The following is a 16,883-nucleotide window of genomic DNA, read 5'->3' on the forward strand; positions in this document are numbered from 1 at the left end:
CTGGCGCAGCCAGGACCGGACGAGGCGAGCACCACCCTGCCTGGGCCGCCACCCCCGCGCCTTAAGAACGCATATCATGCCACCAGCATTGGCGACGGCCATTGGCCCCCCACCCTCGCCTCTTAAGAACACGGATGAACACGGATAGTCGCGATAAGACAGCCCCCTAGGCAACCACCTCTACAAAAGCCTACAAAAGAAACCCCCGCCGACTACACACCCTCGACGATATACATGGTCATGACGGCGGCGCCCTCGCGCACATTGCGGGCGCGGCGATACTGGGCCGAGTTGTAGAACGTTCTGGCCGCGGCAATGGAAGGAAATTCCAGCACTACCGTGCGGCTGGGAGTGTCGCCTTCCAGCCCTTCTGTTTTCCCGCCGCGCACCAGAACCTTGGCGTTGTGCGCCTGCATCGCAAGCGACGAAAAACGCTTGTATTCTTCGTATTTCTCGGGCTTGGTGACATGGATATTGGCGATAAGATAGGCAGTCATGTGTGTCTCATGGAATATGATTGAACCAGGCCTGGGCGGTGCGCAAGCACGCGCGACCCGGCGCTGCGATGCCTATATTCTAACGGGTCTCGTCGACACCCTGCGTTCGGCGCCGGCAGGCTGCTTCAATTGAACTGATCTTCAATAAACCCGTTCTGTTTGACGCTGCGATCTATTTGAATCAGGGATTCCAGCAATGCCGCCATATGATGCAGAGGCACGGCATTGGGGCCATCGGACAAGGCCTCGTCGGGCCTGGGATGCGTTTCCATGAACACACCCGCCACACCCACCGCCACGGCGGCGCGCGCCAGCACCGGTACGAACTCGCGCTGTCCGCCCGACGAAGTGCCTTGCCCGCCCGGCAACTGCACCGAATGAGTCGCGTCGAAAACGACCGGGCAACCGGTTTCGCGCATGATAGCCAGCGAGCGCATATCGGACACCAGATTGTTGTAGCCGAACGATGCGCCCCGCTCGCACGCCATGATCGTATTGCCGTCGCCGCCGGCCGCGATGGCCGCCGCGCGCGCCTTGGCCACTACCTGCACCATATCGTGCGGGGCCAGAAACTGGCCCTTCTTGATGTTGACCGGCTTCAGGCTGGCAGCGCAAGCCTGAATGAAATCGGTCTGGCGACACAGGAAAGCGGGCGTCTGCAATACATCGACCACGGCAGCCACCTCGGGCACCTGCCCGATATCATGCACATCGGTCAGTATGGGCACGCCCAGTTCGGCGCGCACATCGGCAAGAATCTTCAAGCCTTCGTCCATGCCGGGGCCGCGGTACGAACGGCCCGAGCTGCGATTGGCCTTGTCGAACGAGCTTTTGTATATAAACGGAATACCCAGCTTGTGCGTGATTTCCTTCAGTTGCCCCGCCGTGTCGAAAGCCATTTGACGAGACTCGATCACGCAAGGGCCCGCTATCAGGAAAAAGGGCTGATCGAGGCCGACTTCAAAGCTGCATAGTTTCATACCGATGCCTTTGTGCAATGCCGCCCCCGGTGCTGAATGGCCAGCGGGCGGGGCTAATGAGGATTAAGGCCAGGGCCCGGCGTATGCCCTTCTGTTCCAGGGGGCTCCGGACGTCAAGCGCCGGAATGCTCGACGCGCTGTTCCTGGTGTTTGATCGCCGCTTGAATATAGCTCGAAAACAGAGGGTGCCCATCGCGGGGGGTCGAGGTGAACTCGGGATGGAACTGCACCCCCATGAACCAGGGATGGCCGGGCAGCTCCATGATTTCCGGCAGATTCTCGGTCGGCGTGCGGGCGCTGATCACCAGGCCGGCCTCTTCGAGGCGCGACACATACACGTTATTGACTTCGTAGCGATGGCGGTGGCGTTCGTTGACCTCGCTGCCATAGATTTCATAGGCGCGCGTCCCCGGCTTGACCGGGCAGCGCTGCGCACCCTTGCGCATTGTGCCGCCCAGATCGGAAGACGAATCGCGCTTTTCGATTTTGCCTTCACGATCCTGCCATTCGGTAATCAGCGCAACGACCGGATGAGGCGCCGCCGGATCGAATTCGGTGCTGTTGGCCCCGCCCAGCATGGCCACATCGCGTGAGAATTCGATAACGGCCAACTGCATTCCCAGGCAAATACCCAGATACGGAATGCCATTTTCGCGTGCGTAGCGGATAGCGGCAATCTTGCCTTCGATGCCACGCTTGCCGAAGCCCCCCGGCACCAAAATGGCATCGAGGGATTTCAGGCAATCGGTGCCTTCGGTTTCAATGGTTTCGGAATCCAGGTATTCAATCGTCACGTGCGAATGGGTATGAATGCCAGCATGCACCAGCGCTTCGCTCAGGGACTTGTATGATTCGGTCAGGTCCACATACTTGCCGACCATCCCGATGCGAACCTCGTGTTTGGGGTGCTCGATGGCTTCGACCAGACGATCCCACATGGTCAGATCGGCGGGCGGCGGAGTAATGGCCAGCGCATCGCAAACCAGATTGTCCAGGCCCTGCTTGTGCAGCATGGACGGGATCTTGTAGATCGAATCGGAATCCCAGACCGAAATCACCGCGTCGAGCGGCACATTGGAAAACAGCGAGATTTTGGCGCGCTCGTCGTCGGGGATGGGCCGATCGGCGCGGCACAACAAGGCGTTGGGGTAAATGCCGATTTCGCGCAATTTTTGCACCGAGTGCTGGGTAGGCTTGGTTTTGAGTTCGCCCGCCGTGGCAATGAACGGCACCAGCGTCAGATGCACGAATGCGGCATTATTGCGCCCCAGGCGCAGGCTCATTTGGCGCGCCGCCTCAAGAAACGGCAAGGACTCGATATCGCCCACGGTGCCGCCGATTTCAACAATGGCCACATCGGTGGAGCCGTTCCATGCCGAGGTGGCGCCGCGCGCGATGAAGTCCTGGATTTCGTTGGTAATGTGTGGGATCACCTGTACGGTTTTACCCAGATAATCGCCGCGGCGCTCTTTGCGCAGCACCGATTCGTAGATCTGGCCCGTGGTGAAGTTGTTGACCTTGCGCATGCGGGGCGAAATGAAACGCTCGTAGTGGCCCAGGTCAAGATCGGTTTCGGCGCCGTCTTCGGTCACGAAAACCTCGCCATGCTGAAACGGGCTCATGGTGCCCGGATCGACGTTAATGTAGGGATCCAGCTTAAGAAGTGTGACGCGCAAACCGCGAGATTCAAGAATCGCAGCCAGCGAAGCAGCAGCAATGCCCTTACCCAGGGAGGACACTACCCCACCTGTAACAAACACATATTTGGTCATTGTAATTCGCGCCCGGGGCCGCCGGGCATGAGCAGGAAATTTGGATTATAGCCGCAGGCCAGGACTTGTTTCCGGCCAGCCGCCGAAATCCGCCGCGGAATTCTGTCCATATCCAGACAGGGCGGCGTTTTGGCGGGATTATTTTTTTCGGCGGCCGTTGTTTTTTAACCGCTCCTACAATGCCTGGGTGCGACGCAGCAGCCAGGCTTGGGCATCGCCCTGGACTCGCGGCAGCAAGCGTTGCCGAACCTCGGCATGATAGGCGTTCAACCAGGCGGTCTCGGTTTCGGTCAACAAGCCACGCTCGATGCAGCGCGTATCGATGGGGCACAAGGTGAGCGTTTCAAATTTCAGGAATTCGCCGAATTCGGTCGTCATGGCCGCACGATTGACCACCAGGTTCTCAATGCGGATCCCCCAGCGCCCGGGCCGATACAAGCCAGGCTCGTTGGAAGTGATCATGCCGGGTTCCATACCCATATTGGGATTGATCGGGGTACGGTAGGAAATGGCTTGCGGCCCTTCATGCACATTCAGAAAATAGCCCACACCGTGGCCCGTGCCGTGCCCGTACTCGACGCCGGCCTGCCAGATCGGCAGGCGGGCAATGGCATCCAGTGAAGGCGCAGCCGTGCCGCGCGGGAACACCGCCTGCGAAAGCGCCACCATGCCCTTGAGCACGGCCGTGTAATCGCGCCGCTGCTCAACACTGGGCTGGCCCACCGGCACCACGCGGGTAATGTCGGTGGTGCCGCCATAGTATTGCCCACCCGAATCGATCAGCAAAAGGCCGTCGCCCTGGATCAGGGCATGCGATTGTTCGGTGGCATGGTAATGCGGCATGGCGCCATTGGCGTTGAACGCGGCAATCGTGCCAAAGCTGGGAGAAACGAAATCTTTCTGGCGGGCGCGCGCCGCGCATATTTTTTCATCCACCGTGATCTCGGTCACGGTTTCCCGGCCTTGCGCCGACTCGAACCAGGCAAAGAACTCGCACAAGGCCGCGCCGTCCTGTTCCATGGCAAGCCGGACGTGAGCCAGCTCGGCGTCGGTCTTGCGGGACTTGAGCAAGTGCGAAGGGTTGACCGCCTCGACCTTCTCGACATAGGCCGCGGCGGCCAGCACACCCACCGTGGTGCGTGCCGGGTCGATGAGCAGAGTCTGCCCTTGCGCCAGGGCTGCCAGGGCGGCGCCCGCCGCATCGTAGGGTTCGATCTGGATACCGTCGCGCTGCAGCCTCGCGCGCAGCGCGGCATCAATTTTTTCGGGGGCGACAAACAAACGCACCGAATCGCGGCCTATGAGGGCATGCGCCAGGAATACCGGGTTGTACGAAACATCGTTGCCGCGCAGATTGAAAATCCAGGCGATGTCATCGAGCGACGATACCCAGTGCCAGTCGGCCTTGTGCAAGGCCATGCCCGCCCGGATCGCGGCCAGATTTTCCGCCCGGGTACGGCACGCGAACGGCACGGTGTGCTCGTAGACGGCCTCTGCAGGCAGCGGGCTGCGGCCGGCCCAGACGGCGCCGGGCAGGTCGAGATCCCCAGCCAGGCTTATGTCCCGCTTGCCGAGCACCGCCTGCCATTGCCGATATGACTGCACATTCACAACCTGGCCGTCGACCCCGACCCGGCTGCCCTTGGGCAGCTCCGCGGCCAGCCAATCGATAAAGCTCGGTACCCCATCGGCGCCGGCGCGCATGGTCTGTATGCCCGTTCCGTCCAGATCGTGTTCGGCCTGCACCCAATAGCGGCTGTCGGTCCACAGGCCGGCAAATTGCGCCGTCACGACCAGCGTTCCCGCCGAACCTTCGAAGCCGCTCAGCCAGCTGCGCGCCTGCCAATGCCCGGGCAGGTATTCGGACAAATGCGGGTCCGACGACAACACCACGCAGGCATCGATTTTGTGCGTGGACATGGCTGCCCGCAAGGCCCCGATACGTTCGGCATAAACGGAATTACCCACAACGATTCCTTATAAAAAAACTGTGCCATCCCGTACAGGAGTGGCACAGCCATGATACAACGATCCGAGGGCCGTTACGCGACGGCGGAGACGTCGAGCCGAGCCTTGGTTTTGGCTTGTACTTCGGCGACCGTGACGCCGGGGGCGACCTCGGTCAGCTTCAAGCCATTCTCGGTGACTTCCATCACCCCCAGATCGGTAATGATCAGGTCGACCACACCCACCCCGGTCAGGGGCAGATTGCATTCGGGCAGCAGCTTGATATCTTCGGTGCCGTCTTTTTTACGCGCCACATGTTCCATGAGCACGACCACCTTGCCGACTCCCGCGACCAGATCCATGGCGCCTCCCATGCCCTTGATCATTTTCCCCGGAATCATCCAGTTGGCCAGATCGCCCTTCTCGGACACCTGCATGGCGCCCAGAATGGCCAGGTTGATCTTGCCGCCCCGTATCATCGCAAAGGAGTCGGCCGAGGCAAAAATCGACGATCCCGGCAAAGTCGTAATCGTTTGCTTGCCGGCGTTGATCAGATCAGCGTCGATTTGGTCGTCGGTGGGAAACGGGCCTATGCCCAGCAAGCCGTTTTCAGACTGCAGCCAGACCTCGACGCCTTTGGGCACATGGTTGGCCACCAGCGTGGGCAGGCCTATGCCCAGATTCACATAAAACCCATCCTGCAATTCACGAGCGGCGCGCGCCGCCATTTCATCACGATTCCAAGCCATTATTCATCTCCTCACGCTTTGCTGACGGTACGTTGTTCGATACGCTTCTCGGGATGGGCATTGACCACAATCCGGTGTACGTAGATTCCCGGCAAGTGCACGGCATCGGGATCGAAGGTTCCCGTGTCGACCAGTTTTTCGACTTCGACGATGGTGATTTTGCCAGCCATGGCCACATTGGGGTTGAAATTGCGGGCCGTCTTGCGGAAAACCAGGTTGCCGCTGCGATCGGCCATATAGGCCTTGACCAGCGACACGTCGGGCGTGAGCGAACGTTCCATGACATATTTGACGCCGTCGAATTCGCGAATTTCCTTGCCATCGGCAACCACCGTGCCGACACCCGTTTTAGTGAAAAACGCGGGAATCCCGGCGCCGCCGGCACGCAACTTTTCAGCCAGAGTGCCTTGCGGCGTGAATTCGAGCTCGAGTTCGCCCGCCAGGAACTGGCGCTCGAACTCCTTGTTTTCGCCCACGTAGGACGCGATCATTTTCTTGACCTGGCGAGTATTGAGCAACTGGCCCAAACCGAAACCGTCGACCCCGGCGTTATTGCTGATGCAGGTCAGGTTTTGCACGCCTGAATCGCGCAAGGCAGCGATCAATGCTTCGGGAATGCCGCAAAGCCCGAAGCCTCCTACGGCAATGGTCTGATCGTTGGCAACGACGCCTTTAAGTGCTTCTGCGGCACTTGCATAGACTTTATCCATTACTCCATCCTTCTGATTAAAAATAAAAAGAATTCACTTGAAACAGCATCGACTAAATTCCGGTTCATGCCACAAAGCATAGTGCAAACCCCGCCAGCTCGTCGGGCGTCCAGGCCAGGGACTTGCCCGTGGCCGAATCGGTTCCGACCATGACATTCCTGCCTTTGGCATACACCACCCCGGGGTCTTCCCGGCATTCGACCAGTACTTCGAATTCCATGCTCGAACGCCCCAGGCGGGTGAGGACCAGACTGATCACCACGGTGGCGGGGTAAAGCAGGGGCTTGAGAAAATCGAAGGAAGCGTGCGCCAGCACGCCCACTCGAGCCGACGGCAGGACAATTCCAGCGGCGGCAAACAGATGAATACGCGCCTCTTCGGCATAGCGAAAATAAAGCGTATTGTTGACATGGTTCAAGGCATCGAGATCACCCCAGCGCAAGGGCATGACACAAGAAAAGACGCCGCCAATACGCGGCAGTCCCGATTGATCCGCAACCTGCATGTGCTCCGTGCCTCCTGCTTGGTTTTATTCGATGTCGAGCACCAAGTATAACGGTAACAAATAGGATCGGCGCGCCGCCGCGGCGGCGGGTTACACAATCGCCCCACCACATATTGTCAGGCCGGCCGCAGACTGCAATACAATCCGGATTAATAAATCCAGAGCCATCCACGGCGAATCGCTTCAACACAAATACATTACAGGGAGAACTTTATAAATGGCTGAGCGCGAATCGATGGAATACGATGTAGTCGTTGTCGGCGGAGGGCCGGGAGGCCTGGCTACGGCAATTCGCCTGAAACAACTGGCCGCCGAGCGTAACCAGGAAGTCAGTGTCTGTGTCCTGGAAAAAGGCGCCGAGTTGGGCGCTCATATTCTATCGGGCGCCGTCATGGATCCGCAGGCGCTTACCGAGCTGATTCCCGACTGGAAAGAAAAAGGCGCTCCGCTGGAAACTCCGGTCACCGAAGACAAATTCCTTTTCCTGACGAAAAAAAGCGCGCGCGCCACGCCAAACTGGCTACTGCCCCAATGCTTCCAAAACCACGGCAACTACATAGTGCGCCTGGGCGACTTCGTACGCTGGCTGGGTGAACAGGCCGAGGCCCTGGGCGTGGAAATATTTCCCGGCTTCGCCGCCGGTGAAATCCTGTATACCGATTCAGGAGCCGTCAAAGGCGTAGCCACCGGCGACATGGGGGTTGCGCGCGACGGCTCGCATACATCCCATTACCAGCCTGGCATGGAACTATTGGCCCGCTACACCATCTTTGCCGAAGGCTCGCGCGGCCAATTGGGGCGCCAACTGATCGAACACTACAAACTGGACGCCGGCCGCGACCCGCAAAGCTATGCCATCGGCATCAAGGAATTGTGGGAGGTCGACCCGGCTCAATCGCAACCCGGCCTGGTCATGCACACTTCCGGCTGGCCTCTCGACGCCGATACCTATGGCGGCTCGTTCCTGTACCACCTGAACCACAACCTGGTCGCGGTCGGGCTGGTGGTGGGCCTGGACTACGCCAACCCCTGGCTCTCTCCCTTTGAAGAATTCCAGCGCTATAAAACACATCCGGCCATACGCCCCATCTTCGAGGGCGGCAAGCGCATCGCCTACGGGGCTCGCGCCTTGACGGCCGGCGGCCTGTTGTCGCTGCCCAAACTCTGTTTCCCGGGCGGGGCCATAGTCGGTTGCGAGGCGGGTTTCCTGAATGCCTCGCGCATCAAGGGTAGCCACTCGGCCATCAAAACCGGCGCGCTGGCCGCCGAAGCGGCTTTCGACGCACTGCAGGCCGATCGCCGCCACGACGAACTGCTTGCCTACCCGGCCGCTTTCGAGAAATCCTGGCTGTATGCCGAGCTGAACAAATCGCGCAATTTCAAGCAATGGTTCAAGAAGGGCCGCACCATGGGTACGCTCATGACCGGCATCGAACAGTGGCTGTTCAAAGGGAAAATGCCCTGGACGCTGCACCACAGCAAGCCCGACCACGCCAGCCTGCAGCCTGCGGCCGAATGCGCGCGCATCGATTACCCCAAACCCGACGGCAAGCTCACCTTCGATCGCCTCAGTTCGGTATTTATTTCAAATACCAACCACGACGAAAACGAACCCGTGCACCTGACGCTGAAAGACGCTTCGATTCCCGTCTCGGTCAATCTGGCCAAGTACGGCGGCCCGGAAACGCGCTATTGTCCGGCCGGAGTCTATGAGTTCGTCAAAACCGATACCGGCGACGACCGCCTGCAAATCAACGCACAGAACTGCGTGCATTGCAAAACCTGCGATATCAAAGATCCCACCCAGAACATCGTCTGGGTGGCGCCACAAGGCGGCGAAGGCCCTGTCTACAGCGGCATGTAGGCGACTTCAGCAGCGCTGCCCCTCCGTACGGAGGGGCATAAGGCCCACCCTTACGTCTGTCTGCGCGCCGGTGCGATGGTTACGACGACCAGGCCGGCAAGCATGAAGGCAACGCCGACAAGTTCAAGAGGCGTGGGCCGCTCGCTCAGCAAGAGCCAGGCAAGAAGGATCGTCAATACCGGTACGCCCAGGCTGGACATGCCGGCGATGGTGGCGCTTACCCGGCGCACCACCATCATCCACATGACCCAGCCCAGCGCCGAAGCCATGACGCCCATGTAAAGCACCCCCAGCACCAGATGCGTCCCCCATTGAATATTCATCTGGGGCACTGCCATGGACAGCGGCAAGGTAAACAACGCGCCCAGGAGCATCTGCCAGGTCGTTACGTTCAGGACATTGACCGAATGGCGCTGGAACAGCATTTTGGCCAGCACCACGCCCAGCCCCCAGCTCGCCCCACCGGCCAAAGCCAGCAAAGAACTGAGCACGCCGCCCAAACCCTCCCAGGGCGCAATCACGGCCAGCAGGCCCAATGCCGCCAGCGCAAAGCCCAGCGCATGACGGCTCGTGGGCCGGTCACCCAGCAACAGCCACGCGAATATCAACACCCAGAACGGCATGGTATAGGACAGCATCACCACATGCCCCGCCCCCCCGGCCACCAACGCGAACTGCGCCAGGCACTGGAAAGCGGTTGTCTGAAACAAGGCGATTCCGATGGTCAGCCAGAACGGCGGGAAGCGCAGCGATTGCCGCGATCCCAGCAGTATGACGAACAAGGCCAGGAATCCAGTCGCGTAGCGCAGGGCCACCAGATCGAACGGACCAATATAGTGCGACAGATCTTTCATGACGATCCAGCTGAAACCCCACAAAAGCACCGTCAGCGCCATCAACAGGAAAGCACCGCGATCCGGCTGGTTCGTTTTCAAGAAAAGGCTCCACAAAAGAAATGGCACCCGCCAGGGGGTGCCGCTGCAACCCGGGAAAACGGGCTGGCACACAGTAATTTACACCGCCGCCGCGATTCCCGTCGCCATGACGACACCTGGCGCCATGGCGATTCATTGTCCCCGCTACACCGACTGCGACAACTGATCGAGGATTTGCGGGTTTTCAAGAGTCGATACATCCTGCGTCACTTTTTCGCCCTTGGCCACCACGCGCAGCAAGCGGCGCATGATTTTACCGGAACGGGTTTTGGGCAGGTTCTCGCCGAATCGAATGTCTTTCGGCTTGGCGATGGGTCCGATTTCCTTGGCCACCCAGTCGCGCAACTGCTTGGCAATAGCCACCGCTTCGGCACCTTCGGGCAAGGAGCGCTTCAGTACCACAAACGCCACCACGGCTTCGCCGGTAGTGGCGTCCGGGCGCCCAACCACCGCGGCTTCGGCCACCAGCTCGTGCGACACCAGCGCCGACTCGACTTCCATCGTGCCCAGACGATGGCCCGAGACGTTCAGGACATCGTCGATACGGCCCATGATCCAGAAATAGCCGTCGCTGTCGCACTGCGCGCCATCGCCGGCCAGGTAATAGCCTTTCAGTTCGGGAGGGAAATAGCTCTTTTTGAAACGTTCCGGATCACCCCATATGGTGCGCACCATGGCGGGCCAGGGCCGTTTCATGACCAGGAACCCGCCCTTGCCACGTTCGACCTCTTCGCCGACTTCGTCGACGACTGCGGCGGCGATGCCCGGCAGAGGCAAGGTGCACGACCCCGGCTTGAGCGGCGTGACGCCGGGCAAGGGGGTAATCATGTGGGCACCCGTCTCGGTTTGCCACCAGGTATCCAGCACGGGGCAGCGCTCGCGGCCCACATTGGTGTAGTACCACATCCAGGCCTCGGGATTGATGGGTTCGCCCACCGAACCTATGATGCGCAGACTGTCCAGATTGTATTGACGCGGATGATACTCAGGCGCGGCCTCGGCCGCCTTGGTCAGGGAACGGATGGCCGTGGGCGCGGTGTAGAACACGCTGACCTTGTGGCGCTGGATCATGTCCCAGAAACGGCCCACGTTCGGATAAGTAGGAATCCCTTCGAACATCACTTGGGTCAGGCCCGCCGCCAGCGGCCCGTATGCGATATAGGTATGGCCCGTGACCCAGCCCACATCGGCCGTGCACCAATACACATCGGTATCCTTGGCATCGAAGGTCCACTTCATGGTCAGCAGTGACCACAACAGGAATCCCGCCGTGGCATGCTGCACGCCTTTGGGTTTGCCGGTGGAGCCGGAGGTGTAAAGAATGAACAGCGGATGCTCGCCGCTCAGGGAAACCGGCTCGCAGGTGCTGGCCTGCTTGGCCGAAACGTCGTGCATCCACAGGTCGCGGCCCGCCTGCCAGGCGATTGAGCCGCCAGTGCGCTTGTACACAATGACCTTGCCGACCGCCTCGCACCCGCCCATGGTCAGGGCCTCGTCGACGGCGGGCTTGAGCGGAATCTTTTTACCGCCGCGCACCTGCTCGTCGGCCGTGATGACCAGCGCCGCACCCACATCGACAATCCGTTCGTGCAGGCTTTTCGAGGAGAACCCGCCGAACACCACTGAATGAATAATGCCCAGCCGTGCGCAGGCCTGCATGGCCACGACGGCCTCGACGGCCATGGGCATGTAGATAATCGCCCGATCGCCCGCCTTGTATCCGAGGGCCTTGATACCATTGGCAAACTGGCAGACCCGGGCATGCAGCTGCTGATAGCTGACCTGCTCAACCCGGCCATCGTCGGCTTCGAAAATAATCGCTGTTTTTTGGGCCGTGGCGGTGTTCAGATGCCGATCGAGGCAATTGGCCGACACATTCAGCTTGCCATCGCCGAACCAGCGATAAAACGGCGCATTCGATTCATCGAGCACCTCGGTGAAAGGCGTGTCCCAAACCAGATTTTCGCGCGCCAGGCGCCCCCAGAAATCCCGGGGAGAACGTTCGGCTTCGTCGCACAACGCCTGATAAGCGTCCATGCCGGAAATATTGGCTTCTTTGACCAGGTTGGCGAATGGCGGAAAGACGCGATTTTCCACTAAAACCGATTCGATCTCTGCAGACATGACATAGGCTCCTTATATATTTTGATGAACAGATGTTATTCAGACTTTGCTTGCTAACCGTAACCAATCAGGCTTACTAAGGGCTGACAAAACCGATAAAACGGCAAATCTCCTTGGCCTGGGCGTTCAGGACATAGTATCGCGCTGCCGCAGGCCACGCGCAAAATCCACACGTGCCAGCGCCACCAGGCCGGCCACGAAAAACACGCCGGTAAACAGCAGGGCCATGCGATGATTGCCCCCGGTCACCCAGGTAACCAGGCCATAGCACAAGGGCCCGACCACGGCCGCCAATTGCAGGGCGAACGTCCAGAGCGAATAGAATTCGGCCAGGCGCTGCTGGGGGGCCAGAGCGCCCACCATGGCCCGTCCCGCGCTTTGGCTGGTACCCATGCACAAGCCGGCCAGTACCGCCGCAATCCAGAATACCCACACCTGCACCGCCACGTAGGCCACCGCGATCATCAGGATCCAGCCGCACAGGGTAATGGCCAGTGCCCGTTTGTGGCCAATGCGGTCCTGCACATGTCCAAACGAAAAAGCGCCGGCCGCCGCGCCGATATTGACGGTGAATACCAGCATCATGGTCTGGGCCATGGTAAAGCCCATGGCTTCGGTGGCATACACCGCCGACAAGGTAATGACCACGGCGATGCCGGCCTGATAGCAGGCACCGCAAAACAGCAGGCGACGGAAATCGGGGAAATTTTTACCTGTTTCGCGCCAGGCCGCCAGGAGCCGGCCAAACAGCCCCTCGGCCGGTTTGTGAGTGGCCGCCGAGCGCTCGCGCAAGAGCATGAAAGACGGTATCGCCGCCAAAGCGAAAATAAGCGCCGTCAGCACCATGACTTGCGGTACATACTGGCTGGCGCCCTCGCCCCGGCCCGCGGCCCAGGATACCAGCGCCAGTGCCAGGCCCAGGCTCAGCATGCCGCCGCAATAGCCGAAGCTCCATCCCCAGCCCGAAACACGGCCCAGCGCTTCCGGCCTGGCGATTTCCGGCAAAAAGGCGGCAATGATCGATTCGCCCACGCAATAACAATAATTCGATAGCGCCAGTATGATCAGCCCCCAGGCAATGTCGCCCGGACCAATCAGCGCCAGCAGCAGGGTTCCGGCAACACAGCCGACCGTGCTGGAAAACAGCAGGCGCCGCTTGGCCGCATTGGCATCGGCGCGAGCGCCCAGGGTCGGCATGGTCAGCATGACCATCAGGTAAGAAAACGACAGGGCGGCCGTGAATGCCAGCGTACCCCAGGTCTTCTGGGCGGCGACCACCCCAACGAAATACGCACTGAAAACCGTGGTGAGAACCACGGTTGTATACCCCGAATTGGCGAAATCGTACATGGCCCAGGCCCAGACCTCGCGCTTCGCAACCCCCGGATTCAGGGTATCGCGGAACCCTGCCGATCCAGTAGGGGAACCGGGCGCGGCAGTATCCTGCCCTGAAGGAACATTGCTCGTCATGGATTCAGGGCGGCTATCCCCGCGCGAGCAATATTCACGTCGTCGGAGGACTTCACCCCCGAAACGCCCACGGCGCCCACCACGTCTCCCTGCACCACAATCGGCACCCCGCCTTCGAGCATGCCCTCGAGGGTGGGCGCCGACAAAAACGAATAACGGCCCTGGTTGATGGTATCTTCATAGCCCTTGGATTCGCGACGGCCCAAGGCCGCTGTGCGCGCCTTGGCCGGAGAAATATGGGCCGAAACAGGAGCCGCTCCGTCCAGACGCACCAAGCCCAGCAAGTGCCCCCCGTCATCCACAACCGAAATGGTCACGGCCCATTGATGCTCAATAGCATGTTGCTCGGCAGCGGCCAATATGGTTTTGACGTCGGAAGCACTCAATACAGGTTTGGTTTTCATAAAGAATCCTTGATTTGTTCCAGGGCAGTGGGATCTTCAATCGTGGTCAGGTCGCCCGGATCCCGCCCCTCGCATAATGCCACAATCGCACGCCGCAAGACCTTGCCCGAACGGGTTTTCGGCAAGGCTCCCACAAAACGGATCCGGGCGGGTCGGGCCACCGCGCCGATACGCTCTTCGATGACGCGCTTGATATCGTTTTCCAAGTCGGCCACCGCCTGCTCGCTCAACGCAGCGGGATCCTTCAGGACGGCAAACCCCATGGCGACCTGACCTTTGACGGTGTCGGCCACCCCGACGACCGCCGATTCGGCAACGGCGGGATGGCTGTTCAGGGATTCCTCGATTTCGCGCGTGCCCAGCCTATGGCCGGCCACATTGATGACATCGTCGGTGCGCCCCAAAATAAACCAGTAGCCGTCCTGGTCGTAGAGCCCCCAATCGAAGGTCGAATACAGCATGCGATTCGGAAAGGACGAGAAATAAGTGCGGACGAAGCGTTCGTCGTCGCCCCAGATCGTGGACATGGCGCCCGGCGGCAAAGGCGGAGCAATCGCCACCACGCCTTTCTGATTCGGCCCCAGGTCTTCGCCGGTGCTTTCGCTGACCACGCGCACGTCATAGCCATAGACCGGAAACGAGGGGCTGCCGAACTTGGTCGGCACTTCCTCGACCCCCGGTTGGGCCGATAAAATAGGCCAGCCCGTTTCGGTTTGCCAGTAATTGTCGATGATGGGTTTGTCCAGGCCCTCGGAAATCCAGGTAGCCGTCGGCTCGTCCAGCGGCTCGCCCGCCAGATAAACGGTTTTAAGACTCGACAAATCGTGTTTTTTCAACAGCGCCGGATCGTGCTTTTTGAGAACCCGGATGGCCGTGGGCGCCGAAAACATGGCATTGGCCCGGTATTTTTCAACCATTTTCCACAGAATCGCGCCGTCGGGACGAGTCGGCAGGCCCTCGTACATAATGGTGGCCTGGCCATTGAGCAAAGGCCCGTACACAACATAAGAGTGCCCTACCGCCCAACCGATATCGCTGGTACACAGGTAGGTATCGCCGGGCTTGCCGCCAAAGACATAGTGCATCGAAGCCGCCATCGCCACCGCATACCCCCCGGTGTCGCGCTGCACGCCCTTGGGATTGCCCGTCGTACCCGAGGTATAGAGAATATAGCTGGGTTCGGACGACTCCAGCCACTCGACCGGCGCCTGGACTCCATCGTGGCGGGCGCGCAGGCTTGCATAGTCGATATCCCGGCCCGCCACGGGCTCAAACCCGATCAGGCCGCGATCGACCAGCAAAACAGTCTCGGGAGGATAGCTTGCCGCGCCCATCGCTTTGTCCAGCAGGGGCTTATAGGCAATTGCCTTGCCTGCGCGCGAGCCGGCATCGGCCGACACCACCAGCTTGGGCCGGGCATCGTCGATGCGCTGCGCCAGGTTGTGCGAGGCGAAGCCGCCGAACACCACCGAATGAATCGCCCCGATACGCGCGCAAGCCAGCATGATGAACGCCGCCTCGGGAATCATCGGCAGGTATACCAGCACGCGATCGCCCTTGCCTACCCCCAGGCTGCGCAGCATGGCGGCCACCGTGTTCACCTCGCGCGCCAGATCCGCCCAGGTGTATATCACCTCTTGATCGACTTCCGTCGACACCCAGATCAGCGCGGGCTTGTCGGCCTGCGTTGCCAGCCAGCGATCCACCGCGTTGTAGCAGAGATTGGTTCTGCCGCCCACAAACCAACGGGCAAAAGGAGGATTGGAATAATCCAGTACCTCGGTAAATGGCGTTTCCCAATGGACACGCTGCGATTCTCGTCGCCAGAACTCCTCGCGCTGTTCTATCGACTGACGATGAAACTCGCGGATTTTCTGCATTTTCTGTCTCCTGGTAGGCGGGTAGTTGTGATCGGCCGCGGCTGTTCTTTGCATCCGCGGCAGACGAATTTATTTGTATCAATTTATTTCAAAAACAAGAGTTTCAATCACCGATTTGTCTTTCGCCATAGGAGCGCTAGGCCCTATAGGGTAGATCTATACCGAATCTCTGTAAACGTTACAAGCGCTTTACGTGTTAAGCAAGATTAGTTAAACTCGGCCTGCTTACACCAAAATTACTCGTCAAATTTGCGCCAAGTTCAGGGTTGAATGTTTACATTTCGTTAATATTAACGTTATAAAACGCTGGGCGAAGCGCGGTCATCCGAATTGAAGACTATGCCGCCCCATCGACTCCCGATACGACTATATTCATGCATAAATAACAAGACTCTCTGGCGCGCGGCCAAGTGTGCGATACTCGCCACCACAATAGCCCTCGCGGGCTGCGCCACCAACGCTCAAAGCAAATTTGCCGACTCCAGCTCGCGCAATCTTCGCGACAACTACCTTTCACGTACCCAATCCGATCCGCTCGGCGCCTATCTTGCCGACGGCAGCCCGAACGACGACAGCTTCAACAGCAGCAGTTCCACAGTACACCCCGCCGCCACCAAGGCCCTGGCCTCGACCGCACTGAACTTCCTGGGCATCAAATACCGCTATGGCGGCGGCACCCCAAAAAGCGGCTTCGATTGCAGCGGCCTGGTTGCCTACGCCGCCGAAAAATCCCTGGGGCTCAAACTACCGCGCCGCGCCGCCGACATGGCGCACGAAGGCAAATGGATTTCGCTTGGCGATCTCAAAAAAGGCGATCTGGTCTTTTTCAATACCCTCGGGCACCGCTTTTCGCACGTCGGCATCTACCTCGGCGATCACAAGTTCGTTCATGCGCCACGCAGAGGCCAGGTAGTCCGTGTCGAAAACATGGACCAGAGCTACTGGAAAAAACGCTATAACGGCGCGCGCCGTCTGGCTGCCAACGACTCGTCCGCAAAACTGGCCAGCGAGGCCCTCAAGCAGCACTAAGCCGGCCCACCGTTCTT

Annotated in this window: 14 protein-coding genes; 2 read left to right on the forward strand and 12 right to left on the reverse strand. The window is 59.8% G+C overall.

The annotated features are described in order from the left end of the window. Positions 1–212: 212 nt before the first annotated feature. The 7 genes from ACYVIS_RS17470 to ACYVIS_RS17500 form a co-directional block, all read right to left on the reverse strand. On the reverse strand, positions 213–497 hold the full coding sequence (locus ACYVIS_RS17470) for a DUF1330 domain-containing protein (RefSeq protein ID WP_232743844.1): 285 nt from the start codon (positions 495–497) through the stop codon (positions 213–215). 125 nt (positions 498–622) lie between these two features. Next, positions 623–1,477, reverse strand: coding sequence for a 3-deoxy-8-phosphooctulonate synthase (gene kdsA, locus ACYVIS_RS17475; RefSeq protein WP_232743845.1), 855 nt, complete (start codon positions 1,475–1,477; stop codon positions 623–625). Between the two features lie 113 nt (positions 1,478–1,590). Further along, positions 1,591–3,249: a CTP synthase gene (locus ACYVIS_RS17480; protein ID WP_232743846.1), complete on the reverse strand. Its 1,659-nt coding sequence runs from the start codon at positions 3,247–3,249 to the stop codon at positions 1,591–1,593. Between the two features lie 174 nt (positions 3,250–3,423). Beyond that, entirely contained in the window at positions 3,424–5,217 is a 1,794-nt protein-coding gene (locus tag ACYVIS_RS17485; protein WP_460874594.1) for an aminopeptidase P family protein, read from the reverse strand. Positions 5,218–5,291: 74 nt separating this feature from the next. Beyond that, complete coding sequence (locus tag ACYVIS_RS17490; protein ID WP_232743847.1) at positions 5,292–5,945, reverse strand: 3-oxoacid CoA-transferase subunit B; 654 nt, start codon at positions 5,943–5,945, stop codon at positions 5,292–5,294. Positions 5,946–5,956: 11 nt separating this feature from the next. After that, positions 5,957–6,655: a CoA transferase subunit A gene (locus ACYVIS_RS17495; protein ID WP_460874595.1), complete on the reverse strand. Its 699-nt coding sequence runs from the start codon at positions 6,653–6,655 to the stop codon at positions 5,957–5,959. A 64-nt stretch (positions 6,656–6,719) separates the two neighbouring features. Beyond that, positions 6,720–7,160 carry an acyl-CoA thioesterase gene (locus ACYVIS_RS17500; protein WP_460874596.1) on the reverse strand — a complete coding sequence of 147 codons (441 nt, stop codon included), beginning with the start codon at positions 7,158–7,160 and terminating at the stop codon, positions 6,720–6,722. Between the two features lie 217 nt (positions 7,161–7,377). On the opposite strand from ACYVIS_RS17500, the gene ACYVIS_RS17505 reads away from it, so the two are divergent. Further along, positions 7,378–9,024 (forward strand): electron transfer flavoprotein-ubiquinone oxidoreductase, encoded by a 1,647-nt coding sequence (locus tag ACYVIS_RS17505; RefSeq protein ID WP_460874597.1) that lies wholly within the window; start codon positions 7,378–7,380, stop codon positions 9,022–9,024. Positions 9,025–9,074: 50 nt separating this feature from the next. Here ACYVIS_RS17505 and ACYVIS_RS17510 read toward each other — a convergent pair whose 3' ends face one another. From ACYVIS_RS17510 to ACYVIS_RS17530, 5 genes are all read right to left on the reverse strand, one after another. Next, the gene (locus ACYVIS_RS17510; RefSeq protein WP_370635962.1) at positions 9,075–9,959 is read right to left on the reverse strand and encodes a DMT family transporter; all 885 of its coding nucleotides are present in this window, start codon (positions 9,957–9,959) and stop codon (positions 9,075–9,077) included. A 144-nt stretch (positions 9,960–10,103) separates the two neighbouring features. Next, positions 10,104–12,083, reverse strand: coding sequence for an acetate--CoA ligase (acs, locus tag ACYVIS_RS17515; protein WP_460874598.1), 1,980 nt, complete (start codon positions 12,081–12,083; stop codon positions 10,104–10,106). Positions 12,084–12,209: 126 nt separating this feature from the next. Beyond that, entirely contained in the window at positions 12,210–13,553 is a 1,344-nt protein-coding gene (locus tag ACYVIS_RS17520; protein ID WP_460874599.1) for an MFS transporter, read from the reverse strand. Further along, entirely contained in the window at positions 13,550–13,957 is a 408-nt protein-coding gene (locus ACYVIS_RS17525; protein WP_232743852.1) for a heme-binding protein, read from the reverse strand. The genes ACYVIS_RS17520 and ACYVIS_RS17525 overlap by 4 nt, the downstream gene beginning before the upstream one ends. Further along, the gene (locus ACYVIS_RS17530) at positions 13,954–15,891 is read right to left on the reverse strand and encodes a propionate--CoA ligase (RefSeq protein ID WP_460874600.1); all 1,938 of its coding nucleotides are present in this window, start codon (positions 15,889–15,891) and stop codon (positions 13,954–13,956) included. The genes ACYVIS_RS17525 and ACYVIS_RS17530 overlap by 4 nt, the downstream gene beginning before the upstream one ends. Positions 15,892–16,176: 285 nt before the next feature. Between ACYVIS_RS17530 and ACYVIS_RS17535 the strand changes: the two genes are divergently transcribed. After that, a complete protein-coding gene (locus ACYVIS_RS17535; RefSeq protein ID WP_232743854.1) occupies positions 16,177–16,866 on the forward strand; it encodes a C40 family peptidase in 690 nt (229 codons plus the stop codon). The last annotated feature ends 17 nt before the right edge of the window (positions 16,867–16,883 follow it).

It is taken from the genome of Paralcaligenes ginsengisoli, from assembly GCF_054781135.1.